Here is a 24,389-nt window from a genome sequence, read left to right as displayed (position 1 = left end):
CAGGGGCGGCTCAGCGCTTGCGCCAGAGCACCCACTTCTTCGCGGGGTCCGTCCGCTCGACGTACCACTCGGCCGGGTGGCCGGGCCAGTAGTCCTCCGGCCGGCCCTCGGCGGGCACCGGGGTGACCAGCGCCGTCGCCTCCGCGGGGAGCGGCTGCCAGCGCGGGTCGCGGTACCAGACCCGGCCCAGGTAGACCTGGAACGCCTGGGTGCTGCGGAACGGCCAGTCGACGTCCCAGGTGAACACCACGCTGTCGTGCGCCTTCAGCCCGGCGGCGTGGGTGAAGCCGCTCGCCGTCGACACCCGCTGCTTGTGGTGCGGCTGGGTGACCTGGTCGGTGATCGTGGCGGTCGCGAACGCGGCGAACGCGGTGAGGGCGACGCCGGCCGCCCAGAGCACCCGCCGGCCGCCGGCGATCAGCATCAGCACCACCGCGGTCAGCACGATCAGCGCGGCCGCGGTCGTCCGCCCCATGGCGAGCTTGTTCCACTCACTGGCCAGGAACGAGATGTCCGGCGCCCCCCAGATCACGAAGCGGTCGCTGTGCAGCTTGCTGCCCGCGGACAGGATGACCGCCTCGGCGAGGACCACCGTCAGCACGGCCGCCGCCACCGTCGCCTTCGCGAGGGCGCGCCGACCGCACCGGCAGAGCACGGCGACGCCCGTCACGAACGCCGCCGGCACGAGGTAGGAGGTGTAGCGGGCGTAGACCCAGTCGTCGACGCGGCCGTCGTCGGGCAGCGCCGCGGCGGCGGCCAGGGCGGTGCCGACCAGCAGGGCCACCATCGTCCCGCCGACGATCCGGTCCGCGAGGGCGAACCGGCGCCGGAAGACGGCCACCAGGCAGACGACGACGGCCAGGCCGCCGATGCCCCAGGTGGAGACGATGAAGCTCCAGATCTGGCCGGTGGTCCTGGTCAGGGTCCGCTGGGCGGCCTCCGGATCGGTGAGGCCCCGCCACAGGTACCCGCCGGTGTCGCTGTTCTCGACGGTGAACTGCGCGTGCAGCCACGCCGCCAGCGCCTCCGCGCCGGCCACCGCCACGGCGAGCGCGCCCAGACCGGCCACGGTGCTGCGCCACGGGGCGAGCCGGAACACCAGGACCCCGAGGAACACGAGGGCGGTGAGGGCCACCACCACCCCGCCGCGGTCGTGGGTGGCCATCGCGTACCCGGCGGAGGCGCCCGCGCCGACGGCGTACCACACCCGGCGGCGCAGCGGGCCGTCGAGCAGCCAGCCGTGCAGGCAGAGCAGCCAGGCCAGGATCAGCGCCGGCAGCAGCGCGTCCGTCATGGCGTGGTGGGAGTAGAAGACCACTGGCGGCAGCAGCGCGGTCGCGGCGCCGAACAGGTAGGCCAGCGGGCGTTCCAGCCCGAGGCGGCGCAGCGCGATGTAGCCGAGCGGCAGGACCAGCGCGCTGACCAGGGCGTTGATCCCCATGACCAGCCGGTAGGCCGTCGCCGGGTCGTCGGCGATCCGCAGCGCCGGGGAGATCAGCAGGGCGTACCCGCCGGGGATGACCACGCCGACGGGCATCTCGGTGGAGCCCCGGCCGGCCAGCACGCGCGCCAGGACCAGGTAGGACTCCTCGTCCGGGTGGACCGACGGGAAGGTCAGGCCGCGGGCCAGCACGAGCCGGAAGAGCACCTCCGCGACGTAGCCGGCGCCGAGGGCGGCCGGCCAGAACCACCGGCGCCCTCGGAGCTCCTCGAAGCGGCGGGCCACCCGCTCGCCGCGCCCGGTCGCCGGGGCGGCGGCGGAGTCACCGCCCCGCTGCTCCGGTTCGGCGGGCGCTGTCAACTGTTGCATCGGTCCTTCTTCCTCCCTGTGGGCCCGGTCCGCGCCCTGCTCCTCCCGGTCCCGGGTGCCTGCGGGCACACCGGTCCGCGGCGCGGTCCACGGCGGCCACCCTTGTATCACACAACGGAATATGTCGTTGATCAGTCCATACGACCGCCGGGGGCCGCACGGTTCGCGGGCGACCGGAAGGCCTGCCCGTCGACGGCGGACCGAGGGCCGGTCCCCGGAACCGCCGGACGGCTCCGGACGTCCTAAGCAGGGGTGATCGGCCGGGGGGACAGGCCGCCCGGCACGTTAGGCTGCACCTTCGGGGAGCGGCCTGGTGCCGCCAATCGGACGACGTCGGGACGGCGTGCGGACGGCCGGGGACCGGATCGGACCCCGGCCGGGGCCGCCGCGGGTCCCGTCCTGCCACGGAGGTACTGGCCTTGCTGCACATCGACGCCTGGATCGAAGGCGTACCACCGGGCGCGGTGTACGCCCTGGTCGCACTGATCATCGGACTGGAGTCGCTGGGTATCCCGCTCCCCGGGGAGATCGCCCTGGTCTCCGCCGCCCTGCTCTCCGCCCGCGGTGTGGTCAGCCCGCTCTGGGTGGCCGTCTGCGCGATCCTCGGCGCGATCATCGGTGACTCGATCGGCTACTCGATCGGCCGCAAGGGCGGCAAGCCGCTCTTCGAGAAGCTCGGACGGAAGTTCCCCAAGCACTTCGGCCCCAGCCACCTGGCCACCGCCGAGCGCTCCTTCCAGAAGTGGGGCATGTGGGCGGTCTTCTTCGGCCGCTTCATCGCCCTGCTGCGCATCTTCGCCGGGCCGCTCGCCGGCGCGCTGAAGATGCCGTACTGGAAGTTCCTGATCGCCAACGTCCTCGGCGGCATCGTCTGGGCCGGCGGCACCACCCTGCTGGTCTACCAGGTCGGCAAGGTCGCCGAGCAGTGGCTGTCGAAGTTCTCCTGGATCGGCCTGCTCGTCGCCGCGGCCGGCGGCGCCCTCTCGGCGTGGCTGATGAAGCGCCGGGCGGCCAAGGCGGCCAAGGCCCAGGAGGCCGAGGACGCGGCGGCGCAGACCGAGGCGGCGCAGACCGAGGCGGCCACCGGCCCGACGATCACCGCGCCCGCCGCGGACTGACCGCGCGGGACCGGGCCGGACCCGGCCCGCTGCCCCGGTCCACCCCGGCCCGGTCCCCCGGACCGTCACGCCCGCCGCTGCCCGGACGTCCTCCCGGCAGCGGCGTCGGCGTGAACCGACACCGAAACACGCACGACGAAGAAGTGGGAAGAGCATGCGGATCGGACTCCTGGGCACCGGCCCCTGGGCGGAGCTGGTGCACGCGCCCGTCCTGGCGGAGCACCCCGGCGTCGAGTTCGCGGGCGTCTGGGGCCGGCGCCCCGAGGCGGCCGAGGCGCTCGGCGGGCGGCACGGCGTCCCCGGCCACACCGACCTCGGCCGGCTGCTCTCCGAGGTCGACGCCGTCACCATCGCCCTGCCCCCGACCGTGCAGGCCGACCTCGCGGTGCGCGCCGCCGAGGCCGGCTGCCACCTGCTGCTCGACAAGCCGGTGGCGTTCACCGTCCCCGACGCCCGCCGGGTGGTCGAGGCGGCCGAGGCGCACCGCGTCGCCTCGGTGGTCTTCTTCACCCTCCGCTTCGGCGGCGACCAACTGCCGTGGATCGAGGAGCAGGCGGCCGTCGGCGGCTGGTTCACCGGCCGCTCGGACTGGTTCGGCTCGGTGTTCGTCCCCGGCTCCACCAGCCCGTACGCGGCTGCGGCGTGGCGCAGGGAGAAGGGCGCGCTCTGGGACGTCGGCCCGCACGCGCTCTCGGTGCTGCTCCCGGTCATCGGCGACGCCACCGCCGTCACCGCCGTGGCCGGCCCGCTGGACACCGTCCACCTCGTGCTGCGCCACGTCGGCGGTGCCTCCAGCACCCTCGCGCTGAGCCTGACCGCCCCGGTCGCCGGCGGCGGGACCGGCATGGAGCTGCGCGGCGAGTCCGGCACCGTCCACCTCCCCGAGCGCGGGGAGGGGCCGGTCGCGGCCTTCCACCGGGCGCTGGACGCCCTGGTGACCGCCGCCCGCACCGGTGAGCCGCACCCCTGCTCGGCCGCCTTCGGCCTGCGCACCGTCGAGATCCTGGCCGCCGCCGAGCGCTCGCTGGCCACCGGCGCCACCGTCGAGGTCTGACCATCGGCGAGGTCCGACCACCGTCCAGGGCTGACCACCGTCGAGGTCCGACCGTCTGGGCGGGCGGGGGCGCCCGTCAGCCGCGCAGCAGCCGCTCCGCGAACTCCCGCACCCGGTCGCCGGTGATGCCCTCGCGCTGCTCGACGGCGAGCGGGTGGTCGGTGGGCTCCAGCTCGATCAGCGGGCGCAGGCCGACCGCCCGGGTGCGGACATGGGTCTTGAGCAGCAGCGTGGGCTGTGGGTAGACCGGCAGCTCGGTCATCAGCCAGCCGAAGTACGGGGGCTCCTGCTCCCGCGCCGGGTCCTCCCACAGGTCGTGCGCCCGGGCGAAGTTCGGCTCGCTCAGCGACACCCAGACGCCCCAGGAGAAGGGGTCGCCGCCGTCCAGCACCGGGATCTCGACCAGGCCGCGGACGTAGAACTCCCGGCCCTTGATCACGCACTGGTCGGTGGTCAGCTCGCTGTCCTTGCGCCGGGCGTAGCGCGGCTTCCAGTTCACCGGGGCCGCAGAGCCGTAGGAGCGCGGCGGGCCGTCGTGCCGGCCGTCGCGGCAGGCGCAGGCGAAGGAGTGTTCGGTGGGCATGGCGCCGAGCATAAAGGAGCTGGTCAGGGCCGCTGTCACCGCCCTGTGCGAGGGTGGAGGGATGAACCTGGAGGACCTCGCCCGGCTGCGTCGGGCCCGTGACGCGATGGACCGCGACTACGCGCGACCGCTGGACGTGCCGGCGCTGGCGCGGGTGGCGCTGATGTCGCCGGGGCACTTCTCGCGCAGCTTCCGGGCGGCGTTCGCCGAGACGCCGTACAGCTACCTCATGACCCGGCGGATCGAGCGGGCGAAGGCGCTGCTGCGGCGCGGGGACCTGTCGGTCACCGAGGTGTGCTTCGCGGTGGGCTGCACGTCGCTGGGGTCGTTCAGCTCGCGGTTCACCGAGCTGGTCGGGGAGAGCCCGAGCGCCTACCGGGCGCGCGGCCATGAGGACGGCGCGGCGATCCCGGCGTGCTACGCCAAGCTCTACACGCGACCGGTCAGGAGCGCCGGTCCGGCGCACCGGCCGGGAACGGAAACCGGTCACGAACGGAGAAGCGCAACCCCCGCCCCGCCCGTAGCGTGAGCCCCATGGACATCAAGCTCTCACAGTGCTTCATCGCCGTCGACGACCACGACAAGGCGCTCGGCTTCTACCGCGACATCCTCGGCCTGGAGGTGCGCAACGACGTCGGCTTCGAGAACATGCGCTGGGTGACGGTCGGCGCCCCGTCGCAGCCCGACGTGGACATCGTGCTGGAGCCGCCGCTGGCGGACCCGAACGCCTCGCCGGCCGACCGGCAGGCGATGGCGGAGCTGCTGGCGAAGGGCCTGCTGCGGGCGGTCATCTTCGTTACCGAGGACTGCGACGCGACCTTCGAGCGGATCCGCGCCGCCGGCGGCGAGGTGCTCCAGGAGCCGATCGACCAGCCGTACGGGGTGCGCGACTGCGCCTTCCGGGACCCGGCCGGCAACATGCTGCGCTTCACCCAGCGCCGGGCCCGGTAGCTCCTCGCAACGCCCGGCGGCCACCGGTGATCACTCCTGATCGCCGGTGGCCGCCGTCGTGCGCGGGCGCCGCGCTCACTTCTCCCGGTCGGCCGCCGGCCGGCGGTCGGCGGGGCGCGCCGGGGGGATGGCGGGGGCCCGGAAGTCCCGCGGCCCGGTCCACAGCGCGGGGACGGCGTCGCTGCGGCGGGCCAGCTCGTAGGCCAGCGACTCGTAGTTGACCCGCCAGCCGTGGAAGTGCGGCCAGGCCTCGGCGGCGGGCCGCTCGTGCGGGAAGCCGGCCGCGGCGAGCATGGCCACCGCGGCGTCGAACTCGGTGTAGCCGAGGCGGATCGGCGCGTCCGAGGGCGGGTCCGGGTCGAAGTCGACCCGGATCGAGCGGCCGATGTCGCGCATCGCGGTGAACCCGGCGCGCAGCACCAGCCGGGCCTCGGGCGGGGCGCTGCGCGGGCAGACGGCCAGGTGGACGGCGGCGGCGTCCATGACCGCGATCAGCCCGACCACCCAGCTGCGGTTGGGCCGCGGGGAGCGGAAGGAGAGCAGCACCGGGTAGTTGGAGTGGCTCTCGCCGATGTCGGCGGCGAGCCGTTCCCAGTCCCGGTAGAGCTGGGGGAGGGCGGTCTCGGTGTCCACCAGGGACTGCCGGGCGAGGAGTTCGGGGCCCCAGGCGGGTTCCCCGGCCCGGGACTGCAGCAGGGTCACCTCCAGTTCGCGCCGGTTGTAGGCGGCGTAGAGGGTCGGCAGGTAGGCGATCTGCAGGGCGATCACCAGCGGGCCGCTGGCGGCGGCGAGGAAGTCGATCAGGGAGAGGTGGAGCCGCTCGCCGCTGGCGAAGCCGAGGGTGAAGAGGCTGGAGCCGGCCTCGCGGAGGGCGACCGTCCAGCTCAGCTCCGAGGTGCCGTGCAGTATCAGCGTGTAGGAGACCAGCATGCCGCCGAGCCAGACGGCCAGCATGCAGGTCAGCATCAGCGGGGCCAGCCAGGTCTGCGCCCGGTCCTGCGCGCGGTAGGTGCCGAACGGCGTGGCGGCGAGCCGCAGCGCCGTGCGCAGGAGGCGCCACAGGCCGTGCACCAGGGAGGAGTACAGGCCGCGCGGGACGACGAGCGTGCGCAGGATGCTGGCGATGACGAGCAGCAGGAGCAGCACGCCCGAGACGGTGTGGATCAACCTCATGGCGCTCATTGTGGCGGTCCGCCGGGGCCCGCCGTGACGGTCGCCGGGGAACGGGGCGGGAACGGCGGGGATTGGCAGGGCGGCGCCGTCGACTGAATGCCGAGCAAGCGCTTGGTCACCGACGGTGCCGCCGGGTCCAGGCGCACGGCGCGGCCGGCGTCAGCCAGGACTCCCCGCTCGCCGCGCTGGGGGCGTACAACCGGACGATCCGAGTGGCGGACGGTCCGGACGAGGTGCACAAGCGCTCGCCGGCCCGGCGGGAGCTGCGCCGCTACCGCTGAAGGCGGCGCCGGGCCCCCTCCCTGGGTGCGACAGCCCCGGCCGGGTCATACCCGGGTAGCACCCGGCGGGTTGGCACCGCGGTATGACGCCCGCGCACCGCCCCGGCCCGTACCGTCGGCGTACGGACCGGCCGCGGCGGGCGGCGGGCCGCCACGCGGGAGACGGGGAGTTGGGGACCATGCGCGAACGGGGCCGGGGACAGGACGCGCGGGGCCCGCGGAGCCTGCGGGGACTGCGCGGGGGCGTCGCCGTCGCCCTGGCGGCCACCACCGTGCTGGGCACCGCCGGGGCGGCCGCCGCTCCCGCCTCCGCCGCCCCGGCCGTCACCGGACGCCGGGCCCACGCCGCCCTGCCGAAGCCCACCGGCCCGTACCCGGTCGGCACCACCGCGCTGCACCTCGTCGACGCCGGCCGCGCGGACCCCTGGCGGCCGGGGCGCGCCCGCGAACTGATGATCAGCCTCTGGTACCCGGCCACCCGCCCGGCGTACCACGGCGACCGCGCGCCCTACATGGTGCCGAGCGCCGGTCGGCACTTCGGCGGCCCGGACGGCGCCGCAGTCTTCGACTACGGCGCGGTGCCGGGCCGCACCGACTGGACCTGGGTGCGCACCCACGCCCGCCCGGACGCCCCGCCGCTGCTCGGCGCCGGGCCGCGCCCGGTGGTCCTCTGGTCGGCCGGGCTCGGCGACCCCCGCACCTGGGGGACCGGCCTGGTCGAGGACCTCGCCTCGCGCGGCTACGTCGTGGTCACCGTCGACCACCCGTACGAGGCCTCCGAGGTGGCCTTCCCGGACGGCCGCCTGGCCACCTCGGTGTTCCCCGCGCTGGCCGGACGGCCCGGCCTGGACATCGGGGCGCTGCTGCGCAAGGCGATGGCCGTGCGGGTCGCCGACACCCGCTTCGTCCTGGACGAGCTGGCCGCGCTGCGCACCGACGGCCGGCTCCCGGCGGCCCTGGCCGGATCGCTGGACCTCGACCGGACCGGCATGGTCGGCCACTCCGCCGGCGGCTTCACCGCGGCCCAGACGATGCACGACGACCCCCGGATCAAGGCCGGCGTCAACCTGGACGGCCAGTTGCACTTCCCGGGCCCGGACGGCACCGGGGTGCACCTGAGCGGCGTCGCCGAGGACGGCCTGGACCGCCCGTTCCTGCTGATGGGCACCGAGAACGAGGACTCCGGGCCCTACCCCGACCAGCCGGGCTGGGCCGCCTTCTGGCAGCACACCCGCGGCTGGAAGGCCGACGTCACCCTGCTCCGCTCCCGGCACGGCTCGTACACCGACGCGCAGGCGCTGCTGCCCCAGCTCGCCCGCCAGGGCGCGGTGCCGGAGGAGGCCGTGCGCGGCGACATCGGCGACGTACGGCCGGAGCGGGCGGTGCTCGCCACCCGCGCGTACGTCGGCTCGTTCTTCGACCGCTGGCTGCGCGGCCACGACGACCACCTGCTGGACGGGCCCTCGCCGCGCTTCCCGGAGATCCGCTTCGAGGGGTGACGGTCCGTCAGCGCGCCAACTCCGAAGCGGGGTTGGCCGCGTCCCAGGCCTGCCGCGCGTCGACGATGGTGTCGTGGTGGTCGTAGGACCAGTCGGCCATCGCCCGCACCAGGTGGGTCAGGCTGTGCCCGAGCGGCGTCAGCTCGTACTCCACCTGCGGCGGGACGGTGGGGTGGACGGTGCGGGAGACCAGGCCGTCGCGCTCCAGACGGCGCACGGTCAGCGTCAGCATCCGCTGCGAGATCCCCGGCACGGCGCGCTGCAGCTCGCGGAACCGCCGGACGCCCTGGGCGAGTTCGACGACCACCAGGACCGTCCACCGGTCGCCGAGCCGGCTCAGCAGGTCGCGGATCCCGCAGTCCACGCCGTCCTCGCACCAGACCACCGGACGGTCGGTGCCGACCGGGGTGGTTACCGCGGTGTGCCCCACTGACATCGAAGTGCCTCCTTATGCCGAACGGCCAGGGTATCGAGGATGGTCGTCGGGCCGCCGAACAGGGGAGCGGGCCCCGGTATCGACGTCTTGGAGGAACGATGCTTCTCGTCACGGGTGTCAACGGCGGTCTCGGATCGCTGGTGCTGGAGCGGCTGGCCGCACGGCCCGGCGGCCCGCACGGCGTGCTGGCGGGCAGCCGCACGCCGGAGCGGGCGCCGAGCACCGGCGTCCCGGTGCGGACGGTGGACTTCGACCGGCCGCGGACGCTGGACGCGGCCTTCGCCGGTGTGCGGACGCTGCTGCTGATCTCGGCCGGCTACGGCGAGGACGACGTCGTGGTCGCCCGGCACCGGGCGGCGATCGAGGCGGCCGAACGCGCCGGCGTCGAGCACGTCGTCTACACCAGCCTCTCCGGCGACGGCGACCACCTCGCCTACGCGGCGGCCCACCGCTGGACCGAGCGGCGGCTGCGCGAGTCGGCCACCCTGCGCTGGACGATCCTGCGCAACGGCCTCTACGCCGAGCTCCTGGGCTTCCTGGCCCGGCCCGGCGCCGACGGCGTGATCACCGCTCCGCTGGGCGACGGCCGGCTGGCGGCGGTCGCCCGGGCGGACCTCGCCGAGGTCGCGGCGACGGTGGCCCTGGCGCCGGACGGGCACGCGGGCCGGGTCTACGAGCTGGTCGGCGAGGAGGCGGTGGGCGGCGCCGAGGTCGCCGCCGCGCTCAGCCGCGGCGCCGGCCGTCCGGTCGAGTACCGCCCGGGCACCCTCGCCGAGGCCCGGGCGGCGGTCGCGGCCTCGGGCGCCGAGGCGTTCCAGGTCCCGATGGTGACGGGCACCTACGCGGCGATCGCCCACGGCTTCCTGGCCGGTCCCGGCAGGCCCGGCGACCTCGCCGCCCTGCTCGGCCGCGCCCCGCGCCCGGCCGTGGACGTCATCGCGGCCGGTGCCGACGCGTCCTGGTGACCCGGTGCCGCGGTCGGCACCGGCTCAGGGCAGCACCACCGACGGCAAGTGGTGCTGCCGTCGGCGACGCGCTGCGCGGCGTCGGCGGCGGCGAGCACAAGGCGGGCGGCGCGGCGCCGGTCACAGGCCGCCGCCGAGGGTCACGCCGCCGTCCAGCACCACGGTCTGGCCGGTGATCCACCCGGCGTCGGGGGAGAGCAGGAAGGCGACGGCGCCCGCGACGTCCTCCGGCACGCCGAGCCGGCCCAGCGGGTAGGCGGCGGCGACCTGCTCCTCGCGGCCCTCGTACAGGGCTTCGGCGAACTTCGTCTTCACCACGGCGGGGGCGACGGCGTTGACCCGGATGCCCTGGCCGCCCAGCTCGGCGGCGAGTTCGGCGGTGAGCCGGATCAGCGCGGCCTTGGAGACCCCGTACATGCCGATCCCGAGCGAGGCGCGGATCCCGGCCACCGAGGCGACGTTCACCACCGAGCCGCCGTGCTCGCCCATCCACGCGGCGTGCGCGCGGCGGGTCCAGGCCAGCGGGGCGAGCACGTTGACGGCGAGGATCTTGGCCGCGGCGGCCTCGTCGACGGTCAGCACCGGGCCGTGGACCGGGTTGATGCCGGTGTTGTTGACCAGGTGGTCGAGCCGGCCGAAGGCCTCCAGGGTGCGGGCCACGGCCTCCTCCTGGTGGGCCGGGTCGTCGGCGCGCCCGGCGACGCCGATGGCGACCTCCGGGCCGCCGAGGTCGCGGACCGCCCCGGCGAGCGGCTCCGGGGTGCGGGCGGTCAGGCAGACCTTCGCCCCGCGGGCGACCAGCTCGCGCGCGATGCCGAGGCCGATGCCCCGGCTCGATCCGGTGACGACGGCCACCCGGCCCTTGAAGGAGTTCACCACGGGGGTCCTTTCGGCGTGGAGCGCGGCCGGCCGAGCCGTCGGCCGAGCCGCCGGTGGTGCCGTCGACCGCGCACTGACTGAGCGCTTGCTCAGCATGGTGTCGGTGCGAGACCCTGTCAACAGCCCGCGGCGGCCCCGAGGATCGAACGCCCGTCCGACTGTCCGGTCGGCCGATCTGCGAGGATGGCGCCATGACGAGCACGCCCATCGCCGACCTCTGGCCCGCCCAGTCCGGCGGCGCCGACGCCCGCCCGGAGGCGGCGTACCGGCTGCTCCGGGCCGCTGTGGAGTCCTTCGCCGAGCGCGGCTTTCACGCCACCACCACCCGCGACATCGCCACCGGTGCGGGGATGAGTCCGGCCGCGCTGTACATCCACTACCCGTCCAAGGCGGCCCTGCTGGCCGAGATCAGCCGGGCCGGGCACGCCGCGACGCTCGAACTGGTCCGCGCGGCGGCGGCCGGCGAGGGCGACCCGGTGGCGCGGATGCGGCATCTGGTCGAGGAGTTCACCGCCTGGCACGCCCGGGCGCGGACGGTCGCCCGGGTGGTCAACTACGAGTTGCACGCGCTCCCCCAGGACGACTACGCGGTGGTCGCGGCGCTGCGGCTGGACATCGAGCGCGAGGTCGCCGCGCTGATCGAGGCGGGCCTGGCGGCCGGGGCCTTCGCGGTCGCCGAGGTGCGCACGGCCGCCCGGGCGGTCACCTCGCTGGGGATCGACGTGTCCCGCTGGTACACCGACCGCAGCAGCGAGACGCCGGAGGAACTCGGCCGCCGCTACGGCGAGTTGGTGCTCAGAATGCTGGGCGCGGCGCTCTGAGCGCGAGGCCGTCCAGCCGTCCTTGAGGTGGTGGAGGAGCCGGTGGCCGGGGGCGCCGGTGCCCCGCCGCGCCCCGCCGCGCCCCGTCGCGGCCCGTCGGGATGGAGCTGATCCGCGCCCTCGCCGTGCCGGTCAGTGCGCGGGGACCCGCGCGGCGGTGAGCAGGGCGTCCAGCAGGCCGGGGAAGCGCGCGTCGAGATCGGCGCGGCGCAGCGAGACGTAGCGGTTGCGCCCGGCGACCCGGGTGCTGGTGACGCCGGCCTCGCGGAGCACCCGCATGTGGTGCGAGACGGTCGACTTGTGGAGGTGCTCCAGGCCGAGGTGGCGTGGGTCGCAGGAGTGCTCCGCGCCGTCCGCGTAGCTGGTCAGCAGGCGCAGCCGGACCGGGTCGCCGAGGGCGTGCAGCACGGTGACGAGGTCGATCTCGGCGGGGATGGGCTGGGGCAGCCGCTCGTCGGTGGACATGGCCGGCGGCCTCCTCGGGGTCGGGCGCGGGGTGGGGTGCGCGAACGGGACGGTTTGACAATCATCCACCAATCCGTACTGTTTGGCGAGCATCAAACTGTTGCCCAGGCGTCCAACAATGTGGCGCCCGGAAGCGCGCGGCGTCCAGCGGCGTCGCGTCCGACAACGTCCGCTCTGGGGGATCGACGTGCCCGTCCGCCTGCTCCTGCTCGCCCTCGGCACCTTCGCCGTCGGCACCGACACCATGGTCACCGCCGGCATCCTCGGCCCGGTCGCCGACGACCTCGGGGTCTCGGTCACCGCCGCCGGCCAGCTGGTGACCGTCTTCGCCCTCGGCTACGCCCTGCTCGCCCCGCCGCTCGCCGCCCTCACCGCCCGCTGGCCGCGCCGGCGGCTGCTGCTCACCGCGCTCATGGTGTTCGGCGCCGCCAACGCGCTCAGCGCGCTGGCCCCCTCGTACGGGACGCTGCTGGCCACCCGGGTGCTGGCCGCCGCCGGCGCCGCGCTCTACACCCCGACCGCCAACGCCGTCGCCACCACCCTGGTCGCCCCCGAGCGGCGCGGCCGGGCGCTGGCCACGGTGCTCGGCGGCATGACGGTCGCCACCGCGCTCGGCGTGCCGCTCGGCACCTGGGTCGGGCGCACCGACTGGCGGCTGACGATGTGGCTGGTCACCGCGCTGAGCGCGGCCGCCCTGGCCGGTCTGGCGCTGCTGCTGCGCGAGCTGCCGGTGCCCACCGCTGCGCCCGGCCTGCGGGACCGGCTGGCGCCGCTGCGCGACCGGCGGGTGCTCGGCGCGGCCTCCACCACCCTGGTGTTCTTCCTCGCCTTCCAGTCCGTCTACATCTACCTGGCCACCGCGGTCGCCCCGGCCACCGGAGGGCGGGCCGACCGGCTGAGCCTGGTCCTGCTGGTCTCGGGCCTCGCCTCGGTGGCGGGCAGCTGGCTGGGCGGGCGGCTGGTGGACCGGGTCGGCGTGCGGCGGGTGCTGCTGGTCGGCAGCGCGGTGGCGGCGGTCGCGTTCGCCGCGCTGCCCTGGGCGGGGCGCTCGATGCCCGGCGCGCTCGCCTACGCCGTGGTGACCCCGCTGGCGGGGTGGGCGATCTCGGTGGCGCTGCCGCACCGGCTCGCCTCGCTGGACCCGGGCAACGCCCAGCTGCTGATCTCGCTCAACAGCAGCGCCCTCTACCTGGGCATGGCCGCGGGCGGCGCCGTCGGCAGCGCCGCGATCGCCCTGCTCGGCGGGCGCTGGTTCCCGCTCGCCGCGACCGTGCTCGCCCTGGTGGCGGCGGCGACGGCCTGGGTCACCACCCGGGGGGCGGTGCCCGTCCGGGACGGCGCCTCGGCGGCGCCCGCCGAGCGGGGGGCCCGCGCGGCGGGGCGGTAGTCCGGGCGGACGGGGCGGGCCGGGGCGCGGCGGTCATGGCGCCGGGACGGCCGGGGCCGCCGGGGCTACCGGGACCGCCGGGGCCGTGCGGATCGCCAGGAACAGCAACTCGGCCGTCTCCGCCCAGCGTTCGGCGATGTCCGCCCGCTCGTGCAGGACGTCCGAGATGTGCTGGGTGCCGAAGAACGCGGCCACCAGCGACCGGGCCGCCGCCTGCGGGGAGAGCCCCGCGCGCAGCTCGCCCGCCGCCTCGGCGCGCACCAGCAGGGTGGCCAGCAGTTGGGTCCAGTCCACGTAGGGCGTCGGCAGCTCGGCGTCGATCTGCGGCCGTTCGATCTGCAGCCGGGCACCCGCCTGGACGACGATGTCGTCCCGGAAGGCGGCCGCCGCCCCCTCCAGCAGGCGGGCCGCCGTCTCCAGCGGCCCGTGCCCCTCGGCGGTGACCTGCGCCAGCAGCGCCGGCCAGCGCGCGTAGTGCTGTTCGACCACGGCCACCGCCAGGGCCTCCTTGGTCGGGTAGTGGAAGTAGACCGCGCCCTTGGTCATCTCCACCCGCTCCGCCACGTCCTTCACCGAGGTGTGGCGGAAGCCCTGGGCGGCGAACAGTTCGGCGGCCGCGGTGAGCACCAGCAGCTTGGTACGGGCCGCCCGGTCCTGTTTCGGATCGGGGCCCCGCCGGGTGGAGATGGGCCGCACCCGGAACGGGGTCGCCTGGTCGGACTCGGGCATGGTCGGCTCCTAGGTGGTCGGGTTCGGGTGGGGTGGGGTGGGGTCAACTGGGCGTCGTTCAGGGCGATTTGGACATGGTGGCGGGAAATCTCGCCTCGACGGTAAACCTTCCAGAAGGTATGTTCCTGAGCTGTCGCACCGGTCGGGGCACCGCAATGTAGCGGGCCCGCTGCGGCCTCCGCGACCATGGGGAGGAAAAATCCATGAATGCTCTGTCATCAGTTGTGTCCGCGAGGCACCGGCCACCGCTGCGCGCGGGATGGCGGGGGCTTCGATTCGACCGGTACCTACCGCGCGAGGCGGTGCACAAGGCGGCGGACGCCGAGGTCCTGCTGACCGACTCGGCGCGGCTGGGGGAGGAGCGGTTCGCCGTCGCGGCGCTCTGGGAGCGCGACCACCACCTCGGCCACCGGGACGGGCCGGCCGCCGACCCGGTGCTGCTGGCCGAGACGGTCCGCCAGAGCGCGATCCACCTGGCCCACCGCTTCCACGGCAGCACCTACGGGCACCCCTTCGTCCTCCACGACCTCGCCGTCGAACTCGACCGGCCGCTGCCGCCGACCGGCCCGGCGGGCCTGGACGTCGGCCTGGACCTGGACTGCCGGGCCGTCACCCCCCGGCGGCCCTCGCCCGGCCGTGAGCGATTCGCGCTGGACGGCGTCGCCTGGGCCGGGCACCGGCCGGTGGGGCGCGTCCGGCTGCGCTGGGAGGTGCTGGCGCCCGAGCGCTACGCGGTCCTGCGGCGGCGGTCCGCCGAGGGCGCCGCCGCGTCGGAGCGGGCACCGGCCGCCGCACTTCCGCCGGCCGCCGCCCGGGTGGGGCGGACGCGCGCGCGGGACGTGCTGCTCGCCGCCGACCCGGAGCGCGCCGGCCGGTGGTGGCTGCGGCCGTTCGAGGACCACCCGGTCCTCTTCGACCACGCCGTGGACCATGTGCCGGGCATGGTGCTGCTGGAGGCCTTCCGCCAGGCCGCCACCGCCACGGCCACCGCCGCCGCAACGGTTCGGGACGGCCCGGCGGTCCGCGAACCCCGCACCCTCGCCGCCGAGTTCCTCGCCTTCGGGGAACCGGGCTCGCCGATCGCCGTGCTCACCGACCCCGGTCCCGACCCGGACGGCACCGTGCGGGTGCGCGCCGTCCAGGACGCCCGCCCGATCGCCGAGGCCCGACTGCGCTTTCCGGAGGCGGCGTGCTGAACCACCGGGACGAGGAGATCGGAAGTGGCCTCACCGGCCCCGCCGTGGCCGAACTCGCCGGCCTGGCCCGACGGGACGCCGTACGGGCGGAGGCCGGACGCCGGCTCACCGAGGAGGTCGCCGCCGGGATCCGGCGCGCCCACTTCCCCCGCCACTTCGTGCCGAGCCGCTGGGGCGGCACCGCCGGGGAGTTCGGCGTCCTCGTGACCGCCGTGGCGGAACTCGCCGAATCCTGCGCGGGCGCGGCCTGGTGCGCCGCGTTGTACGCCTCGCACGGGCGGCTGGCCGCCTACCTCCCGCCCGAGGGGCAGCGCGACCTGTGGGGCGACGGACCGGACGTGCGGATCGCGGCGTCGGTGGTCCCGCCGCAGGGCCGGGCCGAACGCCTGGGCGACGGCTGGCAGTTGGACGGCGTGTGGCGGCTGGCGAGCGGCGCCGACCATGCCGAGTGGATCCTGCTGGCCGCCTGGACGGGGAGCGAGGACGCCCGGGAGCACCGCGTCCTCGCCGTGCCCCGGGCCGACCTGACGGTCCTGGACACCTGGCACTCCGCCGGCCTGCGCGCCAGCGGCAGCACCTCGGTGAGCGCCGAGGCGGTCCACGTACCCGGCCACCGCACGCTCGTCCTGGACACCCTGCTCGCCCCGCAGGAGGGCGCCGCCCGCTGCCACACCGTGCCCTACCCGATGGTCGCCGCGCTGCTCTTCGCCGCCCCGCTGCCCGGCATCGCCCGCGCGGCGCTGCGCGAGTGGACCGCCGGAGCCCGGCGCGCGGCCGTTCCGCACCCGGCCGCGCACACCGTCCTGGCCGGGGCGTCCGCCAGGATCCGGATGGCCGAGCTGCTGCTGGACGGCGCCGCCGGGCGGGCCGACCGGGGTGAGGTCACCGCCCTCGCGGTGGCCGAGAACCGCCGCGACGCCGCGACGGCCGCCGCGGTCTGCCGGGAGGCGGTGGACACGCTGTTCCTCGCGGCCGGCGTCGGCGCGCAGGACCCGGCCTCGCTACTGCAACGCGCCTGGCGGGACGCCACGGCGGTGGCGGCGCACCGCACCCTGGACGCCGACGCCGCGGCGCGCGGCTACGCGCAGGCGGTCCTTGCGGCGCAGGACGGGCCGTGGCGGGGATGACGGCCGGTCACCGATGGGATTGCGCCGGATGTGCGGGGGACCGGAGTGCGCGGGGCCGCCGCTGAGAACATTCCTTCAGAAAGGTATGTTCTTCCCTCAGGGAGGGCACATGATGAAGCAGGAGCGGGCGCGGCGGACCAGGGAGAAGGTGCTGGACGCCGCGGCCGAGGAGTTTTCCGCCCAGGGGTACAGCCGGGCCACCCTCAACGCGGTGGCGCAGCGGACCGGGATGACCAAGGGGGCGCTGTACGGGCACTTCCCGTCCAAACGCGCGCTCGCCGGCGCGCTGATGTCGCAGTCGCGCAAGGTCTGGGAGGAGATGCGGATCGCCCGCGACGTCCCGGGCGCCGAGGCCGCCGTCGTCCTGGAGGGGCTGGTGCTGGACCTCGCGCACCGGTTGCACGAGGACGTCCGCCTGCGGGCGGCGCTCCGGCTGGCCACCGACATCCCGGACCCGGCCGAGCCGCAGCCCGTCCGGCCGTCCCCGGCCGAGGCGCCGGACATCTTCGAGGACGTGCAGCGCGGCCTGATCGTGCTGATCCGCCGGGCCCAGGGCGAGGGCAGTATGGCGCCCCGTCCGCCCGAGCTGGTCGCCCAGCTGCTGCTGGCCGTGCTGCACGGCGCCCCGCACGTCTCCTTCGGCCCGTCGGAGGGCGCCGCCCCGGGCGCGTACGACGCGGCCTGGCGGCTGCTGCTGGAGGCGCTGACCGGCGCAGACCGCGGCACGGCGCTCGTCGGCGCCGCGCCGTTCGCACGGGTCGTGCAGTCCGTGGGGTCCGTACAGTCCGCCTGATCCGCGCCGCCCCGTACGCCCCGTACGCCCCGTACGCCCCGGCGGTCCGGGCGCCGCCAGGGCCGCCGGGAGGCGAGCCGGTGGTCGAGGGCGGAGCCGGGGCGGTCGCCGGTCCGGAAGAACGGGTCGGCCTGGTACCGGGGGCCGCCCGGCGACACCGCCGCCGGGGCGAAGGACGTCCGCCGGGTGAACTCGCGCCGGTGCCGGGCGAGTCGGACGAGGTCCTGCTCCCCGGTGCGGTCCGGCGGGGCCGGTTCCAGGCCCGGCCGACCTGCTGCCGGAGCCGCTCGCGGGCGCGGCAGGAAGCCCGGGCCCGCCGGCCGCGTGAACCGCCATCCCCTACCGGCCACCCGCCGTCCCTTCCGTCGCGCCGTCCCTTCCGTCGCGAGCGGTGCAGCGTGACGCGGCGGTTGCACGCGTACCGCACGCCGGGCCGGGCAGGCTGTCCGGACGGCCCTCCGGCACCCGCCGGCCCCGGGCCCCGACCAGGAAGCGATCAGGATGACCACGACCCCTCTCCCGCCCGCCGGCCTCACCGTGCGGCCCGCCGTGCCGGACGACGCCCCGGCCGTCCGCGACCTGCTCAACCGGGTGGACCTGGTGGAGATCGGCCGGGCGGAGACCGAACTGTCCGAGGTCCGGGCGGATCTGGAGCACCCGGGCACCGACCTGCAGCGCGACTCCTGGCTGCTCGCCGACGGGGACGAGCTGGTCGGCTACGGCCTCGTCCGGGACCGCTCCGGCGGCGAGCGGATCGACCTCGACCAGTACGTCCTGCCGCAGTACCAGGCGGGCGCGCTGCACCTGTTCGCGCTGATGGAGCGCCGGGCGGTGCAGCGGGCGGCGGCCAACGGCGCCTCCCGGGCCGTCCTGCACCTGCTGCTGAACACCCGGCCCACGCTCGACACCGGGGCGATCCAACGGCGCGGCTGGGAGAGCGTGCGGCGCTACCACGTGATGGCGCGCCCGGTCGACGCGCAGGCCGACCCCGTCCCCGCGCCGCCGCCGGGCGTCACCTTGCGGGACTGCCGCCGCGAGGAGGACCGCCGCGCCGCCCACCGGCTCCAACAGGAGACCTTCGCCGGGGACTTCGACTTCCGGCCGCGCACCTTCGAGCAGTGGTGGGAGGACATCGACGGAGCGCACCTCGACTGGTCGCTGACCTGGATCGCCGCGCTGGAGGGCGTCGGCGACGTGGCCGTGCTCCGCACCCGCGACGACCGGGCCGGCCGGGGGTGGGCGGACCGGCTGGGCGTCCTGCCCGCCGCCCGGGGGCGCGGCCTCGGCGGCTACCTGCTGCGCCACTTCTTCGGCCACTACGCCGCCCTGGGCCGTGAGCGGGTCGCCCTCGGCGTCGACACCGCCAACGCCACCGGGGCGCTCGGCCTCTACGAGGCGCACGGGATGGCGGCGGAGTTCGCGGTGGACACCTGGGAGCTGGTCCTCCCGGTGCCCGCGGGCTGAGTGCCGCCGGGCCCGGGCGGGCGCGGAAACGATTCCGCGCCCGCCCGGGCCGGTGGGCGGGTTCCCCGGTGCCGGGCTCAGCCGTTGGCGAGGGCCTGGACGCGGTCGAAGGCGCCGTTGAAGAGGTTCTGGTCGCCCGGGAAGGTGCCGGAGTCGGCGTGCTGCCAGATCGTCTGGTAGCTCCAGCCGGCCGGGAGGGTGCCGACGCTGGAGGCGTAACGGGCTATCCACAGCGGGTTGGTGGCACCGAACGAGGCGTTGTTGCCGGTGCAGGCGGTCCACCAGTTGGTCGTGGTGTAGATGGTGGGATACCGGCCGGTGCGGGTGTGCACGGTGGTGCTGAAGGAGCGGATCCAGCTCACCATGGCGCTCTGGCTGAGGCCGTAGCAGGTGGCGCCGTAGGGGTTGTACTCGATGTCGAGCGCGGGCGGGAGGGTCTTGCCGTCCTTCGACCAGCCGCCGCCGTGGTCGACGAACCAGTTGGCCTGGGCGGTGCCGGAGGAGCGGTCCGGCAGGGCGAAGTGGTAGGCGCCGCGGATCAGGCCGGCGTTGTAGGAGCCGTTGTACTGCTGGGCGAAGGAGGGGTTGGTGTACGTGGTGCCCTCGGTGGCCTTGACGTAGGCGAAGCGGGCGCCGTTGGCGCGCACCGTCGACCAGGCGACGTTGCCCTGGTAGCTGGAGACGTCGAGACCGGGGGTCTGGGTGACGGCGAGGGCGGCGGCGGGGGCGGCGCCGGGCTCCCGGCCCTCGTGGGCGGCGACGGTGGAGCCGGCGAAGTCGAGCTCGGGGTGGATCGGCGGCAGCTGACCGCCGCGCCGGGCGGCGGAGTTGTCGGTGGAGAGTGCTTCGGCGGAGGCCGCGTCGGAGGGGGACGCGGTGCCGGACGCGGGCTCGGCCGCGTACGCCGGGGCGGCGACGCCGACGGCCAGGGCGACCGCGGTGGCGAGGGCGGCGAACGCGGGGAGCCGGCGGTTCCCCTGCCTGCTGGTGCGGGTGCCGATGCGGGTGCTGGGGGTGGGGCTGGCGGAGCGGGAAGTGCTGGGCATGACACTCCTCTGGTCCGTGGTGACGACCCGTGGGAATTTGCGGACAGCCGGTGTGCCGGGGACGGCAACCGGCTGGAGCAGGGTAGCCATGTACGTGCCAGCCCGCCAGGTATCGGTGGTCACATCCTGAACGGGCGTCACATGGCGATGGTCCCCACCTTTCCGCTCCCCTTCGCGCGCGGAACTCCGCCCGCCCCGCCGTCCCGCCCGGCCCCCCGGAGCGCCGCCCACCTGGGCGGACGCGGCGACGGCGGGCCGGGCGGGGGACGGTCGGGCCGGTGCGCGGGAAGGCTGCGGGAGGCCGCCGCCGGCGCCGTCGCACCGCCGGTTCTTCGCGCCGCGGTCAGCCGGTCGTCGCCCACTCTTCGCGCAGTCGCCCGAACACCTCGTGGAAGCCGGGGAAGGTCTTCCGCACGCAGCCGGGCTCGTCGAAGGTGATGCCGGGGGTGCGCAGCGCGGTGACGGAGAACGACATCACCATCCGGTGGTCACCGTGCGAGGCGAGTCCGGTGCCGCGCGGGGTGCCCGGCCGGATCTCGATCCAGTCGTGGCCGGTGGCGACGTCGATGCCCAGCCGGCGGAGGTTGTCGGCGCAGGCGTCCAGCCGGTCGCACTCCTTGATCCGGGTGTTGGCGACGTTCTCGATCCGCACCGGCCCGTCGGCGAACGGGGCGAGCGCGGCGAGCGTCGGCATGGTGTCGGAGATGTCGCGCATGTCGACGGTCAGGCCCGACAGCCGGCCGTCCCGGGGGCCCTCGACGGTGACCCGGTCCGCGCCGATCTCCACCCGCGCGCCCATCCGGGCCAGGACGTCGGCGAACCGCAGGTCCCCCTGGAGCGCGTCCTTGCCGAGCCCGGGAACGGTCAGCTCCCGGCCGGTGAGCGCGGCGGCCGCGAGGAAGTAGCTCGCCGTCGAGGCGTCCGGCTCGATCGGGTAGGCGGTGGCGCGGTAGCCGCCGGGCGCGACCTCGTAGACCCGGCCGGTCTGCGTCACGGTGGCGCCGAAGGCCCGCATCATGGCGAGGGTGATCTCCACGTACGGCGCCGAGACCAGGTCGGTGACGGTGATCCGCAGGCCCTGCTCGGTGAGCGGGCCGAGCAGCAGCAGCGCGGTGAGGTACTGCGAGGACAGGCTCGCGTCCAGGCTCAGCTCGCCGCCGCGGACCCCGTCGGCGGTGATCCGCAGCGGGTGGTGGCCCTCGGCCTCCTCGTGCCGCAGGTCGACGCCGAGGGCGCGCAGCGCCCCGGTCAGCGGGCCGAGCGGGCGCCGGCGCATCTGGGCGGAGGCGTCGAAGCGGAAGGAGCCGCGCCCGGCCGCGGCGAGCACGGGCAGGAAGCGGGCGGTGGTCGCGCCGTCGCGGCAGTAGACCTCGGCGTCGCGGGCCGGGCCCTGCGGGCGGCCCTCGACCGTCCACCGGTCCGCCTCCAGGGTCAGCGTGTAGCCGAGCGCGCGCAGGCCCTCGGCGAAGCCCTCGGTGTCGTCGGAGCGCAGCGGCCGGAGCAGGGTGGTGGTGCCGTCGGCGGCGGCGGCGAGGAACAGCGCCCGCGCGGTCACCGACTTGGAGCCGGGGATCTCGACGGTCGTCATGGGGCCTCCGTGGTGAGTGGGCCGGGTGGGAGGGCGGGGACGTCCCGGCCATCCTGCCGGAGGCGGCGCGGCGCCCGGGGAGTCGTCCGGTTGCTGGACGGGCTGCCGGACGGGCTGCCGGACGGCTGGTGGCCGGGGCTCGCGCAGCGGCCGGGCGGAGGTGGCGCGGACGGTGTCCGGGCAGGTCGGGGCTTCGGGCGGCTGTGGCACGATGCCAGGGATCGGCCGGAACGGCCGCCGCCCCGCCCGGCCACCGTCCGGGCCCGCCCGAGAAGAGGCCCCCGTGCCCGAGAGCAGCACCCGAGCGGCCGCCGAGTCCGTCGACACCGACCGGCTCGGCTTCCGCACCGCGACCACCGCCGACGTGCCCGCCCTGCTCGCCCTGGTCGAGTCCGCCTACCGGGGCGACGCCAGCCGGGTCGGCTGGACCACCGAGGCCCACCTGCTGGAGGGCCGGCGCACCGACACCGAGGGCGTCACCGCGGCCGTCACCCACCCCGACGGCGTGGTGCTGATCGCCGAGCTGGACGGCGACCTGCTGGCCTGCTGCCAGTTGGAGCGCCGGGGCGAGCGCGCCTACTTCGGCATGTTCTCGGTGCGCCCCGGCCGCCAGGGCGGCGGCCTCGGGCGGGCCGTGCTCGCGCGGGCCGAGCGGTACGCGGCCGAGGAGTGGGGCGCGGTGGAGATGGAGATGACCGTGATCGAGCAGCGTGCCGAGCTGATCGCCTGGTACGAGCGCCGGGGCTTCCGGCGCACCGGTGACTACGCGCCGTTCCCGTACGGCGACGAGCGCTTCGGAATCCCGCTCCGCCCCGACCTGCGCTTCGAGAAGCTGACCAAGGCGCTCGCCGCCCGGTAGCGGTGACGCGGCGCCGGGGGCGTGCGAGAGCTGACGTGATGTCAATTCCCTAACCCTGGGCGGGTCGGGGAAAGGTCACCCGTTCCGACCCGGTTCGGGGGGCAGCGCCCCGGCGGCCGACCGCCGGGGCGTCCCGTCGATCAGCCCCGGGCCGGCTCCGGCAGCAGCCCGCGCTCGCGCAGGAGGGGCACCAGGTGGTCGCGGACAGCGGGAGCCAGCCGCAGGGCCGGGTCGAGGCCGTCCGTCCAGCGCAGGTCGGCGAGTTCGGCGGCGGGGGCGGGCGTGCGGTCCAGCCCGGCTTCGTAGACCGCCATCCGCATCGGCACGCCCTCCAGCGCCGCGACCGCCTCGATGTCGACGAGGTGGCACGGTCCGACGGGGGCCGCGCCCAGTTCCTCGGCCAGCTCGCGGGTCAGCGCGGTGAGCGGCTCCTCCCCGGCATCCGGCTTGCCGCCGGGGAGGTAGAAGACGTCCGGTGCCGCTGTCTTGCTGACGACCAGGAGCCGGCCGTCCTCGACCACGGCGGCGGCCACGACGATGAGCGGTGCGGGAACGGCCTCAGATGTTTCGTGCTCGAACATGGCCGTGATTCTTCCAGCCGGCGATGATGCGGTTCCGTGCGGGGGGCGTGCTCCGGAGCGGCCGAGCCGGTGCGTACCGCCGGCGGCGGCCGGCCGCCGCCCTCCGTGGCCGCGCCCGGTCCACCTCCGCGGAGGGGGTCCGCCTGTTCGGTGCTGGAGGCTGCGGCTCAGTGGTAGATGCTGCGGCAGAGGCGGGCCTGCTCGGAGCCGGCCGCCCACCGGCCGAACCGCTCGGCCTGGTCGCAGATGGTGCCCGCCTCCGCCCCCGGTGCCGCGCCCGCTGGAGGCGCACTCACGGCGGAGGAGGGCGCGTGCGCGGCGCCGGGCGCCGGAGCGGACGCCGGGGTGGGGCCGCCGGCCGGGGCGCCCGCCGACCGGGTGGGCGCCGGTCGCGGCGAACGGCTCGCCTTCGGCCGGGGCGACACGGGGTGGTCCCCGCCGTCGGTCCGGGGCACGGCTCCCGGCTGGGGCTCGCCCGCCGCGTCCGCCGGGGTGGCGGGCCGCGGGCCCTCGCCGCTCGTCGTCGTCGGCGGTGGCAGCGGGGACGGAGCCGGTACCGGCAGTCGGTCGGCCGCCGGTGAGGCGGCCGGGGACGGCGGGAGCGGCGGCGCCGTGGACGGCCCGGGGAAGGCCACCACCCCGGACGACTCCTCGCCCGGCCCGGGCCCGCACATCGCCAGCACGGCCGCCAGCCCGGCGACGATCCCCGCCGAGCCCGCCACCCACATCCGCCGCCGGCGCCGCCGGCCCGCCTCGGCGGCCGCCGCCATCGCCTCCCAGGCGGGCGGCTCACCGGGCGCCGCGGGCGGCGCCGGCACCGGCGGAGGCTGCCACGCCTGCGCCGGCCACTGCCACTGCACGACGCCGGAGGGCTTCCTGACCGGGCCGGGGCCCGCGCCCGTCGGCCGCGCCCCGCCCGCCCGGGCCGCCCCGCCCGTCACCGGTCCGCCCACCACCGGTCCGCGCGGCGGCGGACCGCCGCTCGCCGGTGTCCCGCCGCCTGCCGATTGCGCGCTCATGTCCTCGTCCTCCTGCCATCGCCTGCTCCGGCTCCCCGGCGGCTCCCCGTCGCCGACGCCCGGTCGTACGGGAACGGGGCCGGTCCGGCGCCGCCGCAGGGCCCCGCTCGCCGTACTCAACGAGCGCGCCGACGGCTGGACATGACCCGGAAGAGGGTCCCCGGGGCGCGACCGGACCCGCTCGCGCCCCCGGCGGTACGCTGCCTGCCGTACCCCGGGTGCGCTCCCCGGAGGTCCGCCACATGCTGGGGGCATGGAAACCAACAGCCCGTCCGGCTCGGCGCAGCCCCAGGTCAAGGTCGCCGAGTTCCGCACCGACAGCCGCTACCGGCTGGTCCACTTCGAGGGCCACGGCTGGGAGCCGCTCGGTCCGGAGGAGTTCGCACCGCGGCTCCACCAGCTGTTCCCGGACCTCGACCCGCGCGACCCGGTCCGCGTCCGCTGGGAGGACCACCCCTGGGAGTGGCCCGCCTGGCACCCGGGTGAGGCCTGACCGCAAAGCGTGACGCCCATCCGGGTAAGGTTGACGCGGTTCCTTGACGGCCGACCGTCGGTCGCCGGGGCG

General features: G+C 76.1%; 25 protein-coding genes and 1 pseudogene. 15 read left to right on the top strand and 11 right to left on the bottom strand.

The annotated features are described in order from the left end of the window. Window positions 1-10: 10 nt before the first annotated feature. Window positions 11-1,810, bottom strand: coding sequence for a hypothetical protein (locus ACFCLZ_RS03930; RefSeq protein ID WP_380283228.1), 1,800 nt, complete (start codon window positions 1,808-1,810; stop codon window positions 11-13). A gap of 422 nt (window positions 1,811-2,232) precedes the next feature. On the opposite strand from ACFCLZ_RS03930, the gene ACFCLZ_RS03925 reads away from it, so the two are divergent. Together ACFCLZ_RS03925 and ACFCLZ_RS03920 are read left to right on the top strand one after the other, a co-directional pair. Further along, the gene (locus tag ACFCLZ_RS03925) at window positions 2,233-2,928 is read left to right on the top strand and encodes a DedA family protein (protein ID WP_380286064.1); all 696 of its coding nucleotides are present in this window, start codon (window positions 2,233-2,235) and stop codon (window positions 2,926-2,928) included. A gap of 154 nt (window positions 2,929-3,082) precedes the next feature. Beyond that, window positions 3,083-3,982 carry a Gfo/Idh/MocA family protein gene (locus ACFCLZ_RS03920; protein ID WP_380283227.1) on the top strand — a complete coding sequence of 300 codons (900 nt, stop codon included), beginning with the start codon at window positions 3,083-3,085 and terminating at the stop codon, window positions 3,980-3,982. A gap of 76 nt (window positions 3,983-4,058) precedes the next feature. Here the strand turns inward: ACFCLZ_RS03920 and ACFCLZ_RS03915 are convergent, their stop codons facing one another. Beyond that, window positions 4,059-4,565 (bottom strand): DUF2199 domain-containing protein, encoded by a 507-nt coding sequence (locus tag ACFCLZ_RS03915; protein ID WP_380283226.1) that lies wholly within the window; start codon window positions 4,563-4,565, stop codon window positions 4,059-4,061. Between the two features lie 61 nt (window positions 4,566-4,626). Here ACFCLZ_RS03915 and ACFCLZ_RS03910 point away from each other — a divergent pair, with 61 nt between their 5' ends. Together ACFCLZ_RS03910 and ACFCLZ_RS03905 are read left to right on the top strand one after the other, a co-directional pair. Next, window positions 4,627-5,094 (top strand): helix-turn-helix transcriptional regulator, encoded by a 468-nt coding sequence (locus ACFCLZ_RS03910; protein WP_380286063.1) that lies wholly within the window; start codon window positions 4,627-4,629, stop codon window positions 5,092-5,094. A 5-nt stretch (window positions 5,095-5,099) separates the two neighbouring features. Further along, entirely contained in the window at window positions 5,100-5,516 is a 417-nt protein-coding gene (locus ACFCLZ_RS03905; RefSeq protein ID WP_380283225.1) for a VOC family protein, read from the top strand. 75 nt (window positions 5,517-5,591) lie between these two features. On the opposite strand, the gene ACFCLZ_RS03900 is transcribed toward ACFCLZ_RS03905, so the two are convergent. Beyond that, window positions 5,592-6,689 (bottom strand): hypothetical protein, encoded by a 1,098-nt coding sequence (locus tag ACFCLZ_RS03900; RefSeq protein ID WP_380283224.1) that lies wholly within the window; start codon window positions 6,687-6,689, stop codon window positions 5,592-5,594. Between the two features lie 128 nt (window positions 6,690-6,817). Between ACFCLZ_RS03900 and ACFCLZ_RS03895 the strand changes: the two are divergent. Further along, window positions 6,818-6,970 (top strand): annotated as a pseudogene (locus ACFCLZ_RS03895) (acyl-CoA dehydrogenase); the annotation flags it as partial. Window positions 6,971-7,149: 179 nt separating this feature from the next. Continuing rightward, window positions 7,150-8,469 (top strand): alpha/beta hydrolase family protein, encoded by a 1,320-nt coding sequence (locus tag ACFCLZ_RS03890; protein ID WP_380283223.1) that lies wholly within the window; start codon window positions 7,150-7,152, stop codon window positions 8,467-8,469. 7 nt (window positions 8,470-8,476) lie between these two features. On the opposite strand, the gene ACFCLZ_RS03885 is transcribed toward ACFCLZ_RS03890, so the two are convergent. Next, on the bottom strand, window positions 8,477-8,905 hold the full coding sequence (locus tag ACFCLZ_RS03885) for a winged helix-turn-helix transcriptional regulator (RefSeq protein WP_380283222.1): 429 nt from the start codon (window positions 8,903-8,905) through the stop codon (window positions 8,477-8,479). A gap of 98 nt (window positions 8,906-9,003) precedes the next feature. On the opposite strand from ACFCLZ_RS03885, the gene ACFCLZ_RS03880 reads away from it, so the two are divergent. Further along, window positions 9,004-9,870 (top strand): NAD(P)H-binding protein, encoded by an 867-nt coding sequence (locus ACFCLZ_RS03880; RefSeq protein WP_380283221.1) that lies wholly within the window; start codon window positions 9,004-9,006, stop codon window positions 9,868-9,870. Window positions 9,871-9,990: 120 nt separating this feature from the next. Here the strand turns inward: ACFCLZ_RS03880 and ACFCLZ_RS03875 are convergent, their stop codons facing one another. Next, window positions 9,991-10,749, bottom strand: coding sequence for an SDR family oxidoreductase (locus tag ACFCLZ_RS03875; protein WP_380283220.1), 759 nt, complete (start codon window positions 10,747-10,749; stop codon window positions 9,991-9,993). Between the two features lie 191 nt (window positions 10,750-10,940). Here ACFCLZ_RS03875 and ACFCLZ_RS03870 point away from each other — a divergent pair, with 191 nt between their 5' ends. Then, complete coding sequence (locus ACFCLZ_RS03870) at window positions 10,941-11,570, top strand: TetR/AcrR family transcriptional regulator (RefSeq protein WP_380283219.1); 630 nt, start codon at window positions 10,941-10,943, stop codon at window positions 11,568-11,570. A gap of 132 nt (window positions 11,571-11,702) precedes the next feature. Here ACFCLZ_RS03870 and ACFCLZ_RS03865 read toward each other — a convergent pair whose 3' ends face one another. Further along, window positions 11,703-12,035 carry an ArsR/SmtB family transcription factor gene (locus tag ACFCLZ_RS03865; RefSeq protein WP_380283218.1) on the bottom strand — a complete coding sequence of 111 codons (333 nt, stop codon included), beginning with the start codon at window positions 12,033-12,035 and terminating at the stop codon, window positions 11,703-11,705. A gap of 187 nt (window positions 12,036-12,222) precedes the next feature. Between ACFCLZ_RS03865 and ACFCLZ_RS03860 the strand changes: the two genes are divergently transcribed. After that, the gene (locus ACFCLZ_RS03860; protein WP_380283217.1) at window positions 12,223-13,422 is read left to right on the top strand and encodes an MFS transporter; all 1,200 of its coding nucleotides are present in this window, start codon (window positions 12,223-12,225) and stop codon (window positions 13,420-13,422) included. Window positions 13,423-13,455: 33 nt separating this feature from the next. Here ACFCLZ_RS03860 and ACFCLZ_RS03855 read toward each other — a convergent pair whose 3' ends face one another. After that, window positions 13,456-14,151, bottom strand: a complete 696-nt coding sequence (locus ACFCLZ_RS03855; protein ID WP_380283216.1) for a ScbR family autoregulator-binding transcription factor — start codon at window positions 14,149-14,151, stop codon at window positions 13,456-13,458. A gap of 203 nt (window positions 14,152-14,354) precedes the next feature. Between ACFCLZ_RS03855 and ACFCLZ_RS03850 the strand changes: the two genes are divergently transcribed. The 4 genes from ACFCLZ_RS03850 to ACFCLZ_RS03835 all read left to right on the top strand — a co-directional run bounded on the left by ACFCLZ_RS03850 (window position 14,355) and on the right by ACFCLZ_RS03835 (window position 18,731). Next, window positions 14,355-15,347, top strand: coding sequence for a ScbA/BarX family gamma-butyrolactone biosynthesis protein (locus ACFCLZ_RS03850; RefSeq protein WP_380283214.1), 993 nt, complete (start codon window positions 14,355-14,357; stop codon window positions 15,345-15,347). Further along, window positions 15,341-16,474 carry an oxidoreductase gene (locus ACFCLZ_RS03845; protein ID WP_380283213.1) on the top strand — a complete coding sequence of 378 codons (1,134 nt, stop codon included), beginning with the start codon at window positions 15,341-15,343 and terminating at the stop codon, window positions 16,472-16,474. The genes ACFCLZ_RS03850 and ACFCLZ_RS03845 overlap by 7 nt, the downstream gene beginning before the upstream one ends. Before the next feature lie 109 nt (window positions 16,475-16,583). After that, complete coding sequence (locus tag ACFCLZ_RS03840) at window positions 16,584-17,267, top strand: TetR family transcriptional regulator (protein ID WP_380283212.1); 684 nt, start codon at window positions 16,584-16,586, stop codon at window positions 17,265-17,267. 501 nt (window positions 17,268-17,768) lie between these two features. Further along, the gene (locus ACFCLZ_RS03835) at window positions 17,769-18,731 is read left to right on the top strand and encodes a GNAT family N-acetyltransferase (RefSeq protein ID WP_380283211.1); all 963 of its coding nucleotides are present in this window, start codon (window positions 17,769-17,771) and stop codon (window positions 18,729-18,731) included. A 77-nt stretch (window positions 18,732-18,808) separates the two neighbouring features. Here ACFCLZ_RS03835 and ACFCLZ_RS03830 read toward each other — a convergent pair whose 3' ends face one another. Together ACFCLZ_RS03830 and aroA are read right to left on the bottom strand one after the other, a co-directional pair. Further along, window positions 18,809-19,777: a lysozyme gene (locus ACFCLZ_RS03830; RefSeq protein ID WP_380283210.1), complete on the bottom strand. Its 969-nt coding sequence runs from the start codon at window positions 19,775-19,777 to the stop codon at window positions 18,809-18,811. A gap of 343 nt (window positions 19,778-20,120) precedes the next feature. Next, the gene (gene aroA, locus ACFCLZ_RS03825; protein WP_380283208.1) at window positions 20,121-21,365 is read right to left on the bottom strand and encodes a 3-phosphoshikimate 1-carboxyvinyltransferase; all 1,245 of its coding nucleotides are present in this window, start codon (window positions 21,363-21,365) and stop codon (window positions 20,121-20,123) included. Between the two features lie 283 nt (window positions 21,366-21,648). On the opposite strand from aroA, the gene ACFCLZ_RS03820 reads away from it, so the two are divergent. After that, window positions 21,649-22,224: a GNAT family N-acetyltransferase gene (locus tag ACFCLZ_RS03820; RefSeq protein WP_380283207.1), complete on the top strand. Its 576-nt coding sequence runs from the start codon at window positions 21,649-21,651 to the stop codon at window positions 22,222-22,224. Window positions 22,225-22,364: 140 nt separating this feature from the next. Here ACFCLZ_RS03820 and ACFCLZ_RS03815 read toward each other — a convergent pair whose 3' ends face one another. Further along, window positions 22,365-22,805 carry an NUDIX domain-containing protein gene (locus tag ACFCLZ_RS03815; protein WP_380283206.1) on the bottom strand — a complete coding sequence of 147 codons (441 nt, stop codon included), beginning with the start codon at window positions 22,803-22,805 and terminating at the stop codon, window positions 22,365-22,367. Window positions 22,806-22,972: 167 nt separating this feature from the next. After that, on the bottom strand, window positions 22,973-23,824 hold the full coding sequence (locus ACFCLZ_RS03810; RefSeq protein ID WP_380283205.1) for a hypothetical protein: 852 nt from the start codon (window positions 23,822-23,824) through the stop codon (window positions 22,973-22,975). 253 nt (window positions 23,825-24,077) lie between these two features. On the opposite strand from ACFCLZ_RS03810, the gene ACFCLZ_RS03805 reads away from it, so the two are divergent. Then, window positions 24,078-24,317, top strand: a complete 240-nt coding sequence (locus ACFCLZ_RS03805; RefSeq protein ID WP_380283204.1) for a hypothetical protein — start codon at window positions 24,078-24,080, stop codon at window positions 24,315-24,317. Window positions 24,318-24,389: the final 72 nt, after the last annotated feature.

Origin of the sequence: Kitasatospora purpeofusca (assembly GCF_042691725.1) — a bacterium.
Lineage (GTDB): Bacteria > Actinomycetota > Actinomycetes > Streptomycetales > Streptomycetaceae > Kitasatospora > Kitasatospora purpeofusca_B.
The sequence above is the reverse complement of the archived record's forward strand: the minus strand, read 5'-3'. Positions and strand labels throughout refer to the sequence as shown.

What these genes read in the sequence shown, in the direction of transcription:
- ACFCLZ_RS03930 (WP_380283228.1), bottom strand. Translation starts at nt 1,810, where the DNA reads ATGCAACAGTTGACAGCGCCCGCCGAACCGGAGCAGCGGGGCGGTGAC.
- ACFCLZ_RS03920 (WP_380283227.1), top strand. Translation starts at nt 3,083, where the DNA reads ATGCGGATCGGACTCCTGGGCACCGGCCCCTGGGCGGAGCTGGTGCAC.
- ACFCLZ_RS03915 (WP_380283226.1), bottom strand. Translation starts at nt 4,565, where the DNA reads ATGCCCACCGAACACTCCTTCGCCTGCGCCTGCCGCGACGGCCGGCAC.
- ACFCLZ_RS03910 (WP_380286063.1), top strand. Translation starts at nt 4,627, where the DNA reads ATGAACCTGGAGGACCTCGCCCGGCTGCGTCGGGCCCGTGACGCGATG.
- ACFCLZ_RS03905 (WP_380283225.1), top strand. Translation starts at nt 5,100, where the DNA reads ATGGACATCAAGCTCTCACAGTGCTTCATCGCCGTCGACGACCACGAC.
- ACFCLZ_RS03900 (WP_380283224.1), bottom strand. Translation starts at nt 6,689, where the DNA reads ATGAGGTTGATCCACACCGTCTCGGGCGTGCTGCTCCTGCTGCTCGTC.
- ACFCLZ_RS03890 (WP_380283223.1), top strand. Translation starts at nt 7,150, where the DNA reads ATGCGCGAACGGGGCCGGGGACAGGACGCGCGGGGCCCGCGGAGCCTG.
- ACFCLZ_RS03885 (WP_380283222.1), bottom strand. Translation starts at nt 8,905, where the DNA reads ATGTCAGTGGGGCACACCGCGGTAACCACCCCGGTCGGCACCGACCGT.
- ACFCLZ_RS03880 (WP_380283221.1), top strand. Translation starts at nt 9,004, where the DNA reads ATGCTTCTCGTCACGGGTGTCAACGGCGGTCTCGGATCGCTGGTGCTG.
- ACFCLZ_RS03870 (WP_380283219.1), top strand. Translation starts at nt 10,941, where the DNA reads ATGACGAGCACGCCCATCGCCGACCTCTGGCCCGCCCAGTCCGGCGGC.
- ACFCLZ_RS03865 (WP_380283218.1), bottom strand. Translation starts at nt 12,035, where the DNA reads ATGTCCACCGACGAGCGGCTGCCCCAGCCCATCCCCGCCGAGATCGAC.
- ACFCLZ_RS03855 (WP_380283216.1), bottom strand. Translation starts at nt 14,151, where the DNA reads ATGCCCGAGTCCGACCAGGCGACCCCGTTCCGGGTGCGGCCCATCTCC.
- ACFCLZ_RS03850 (WP_380283214.1), top strand. Translation starts at nt 14,355, where the DNA reads ATGAATGCTCTGTCATCAGTTGTGTCCGCGAGGCACCGGCCACCGCTG.
- ACFCLZ_RS03840 (WP_380283212.1), top strand. Translation starts at nt 16,584, where the DNA reads ATGATGAAGCAGGAGCGGGCGCGGCGGACCAGGGAGAAGGTGCTGGAC.
- ACFCLZ_RS03835 (WP_380283211.1), top strand. Translation starts at nt 17,769, where the DNA reads ATGACCACGACCCCTCTCCCGCCCGCCGGCCTCACCGTGCGGCCCGCC.
- ACFCLZ_RS03830 (WP_380283210.1), bottom strand. Translation starts at nt 19,777, where the DNA reads ATGCCCAGCACTTCCCGCTCCGCCAGCCCCACCCCCAGCACCCGCATC.
- aroA (WP_380283208.1), bottom strand. Translation starts at nt 21,365, where the DNA reads ATGACGACCGTCGAGATCCCCGGCTCCAAGTCGGTGACCGCGCGGGCG.
- ACFCLZ_RS03815 (WP_380283206.1), bottom strand. Translation starts at nt 22,805, where the DNA reads ATGTTCGAGCACGAAACATCTGAGGCCGTTCCCGCACCGCTCATCGTC.
- ACFCLZ_RS03810 (WP_380283205.1), bottom strand. Translation starts at nt 23,824, where the DNA reads ATGAGCGCGCAATCGGCAGGCGGCGGGACACCGGCGAGCGGCGGTCCG.
- ACFCLZ_RS03805 (WP_380283204.1), top strand. Translation starts at nt 24,078, where the DNA reads ATGGAAACCAACAGCCCGTCCGGCTCGGCGCAGCCCCAGGTCAAGGTC.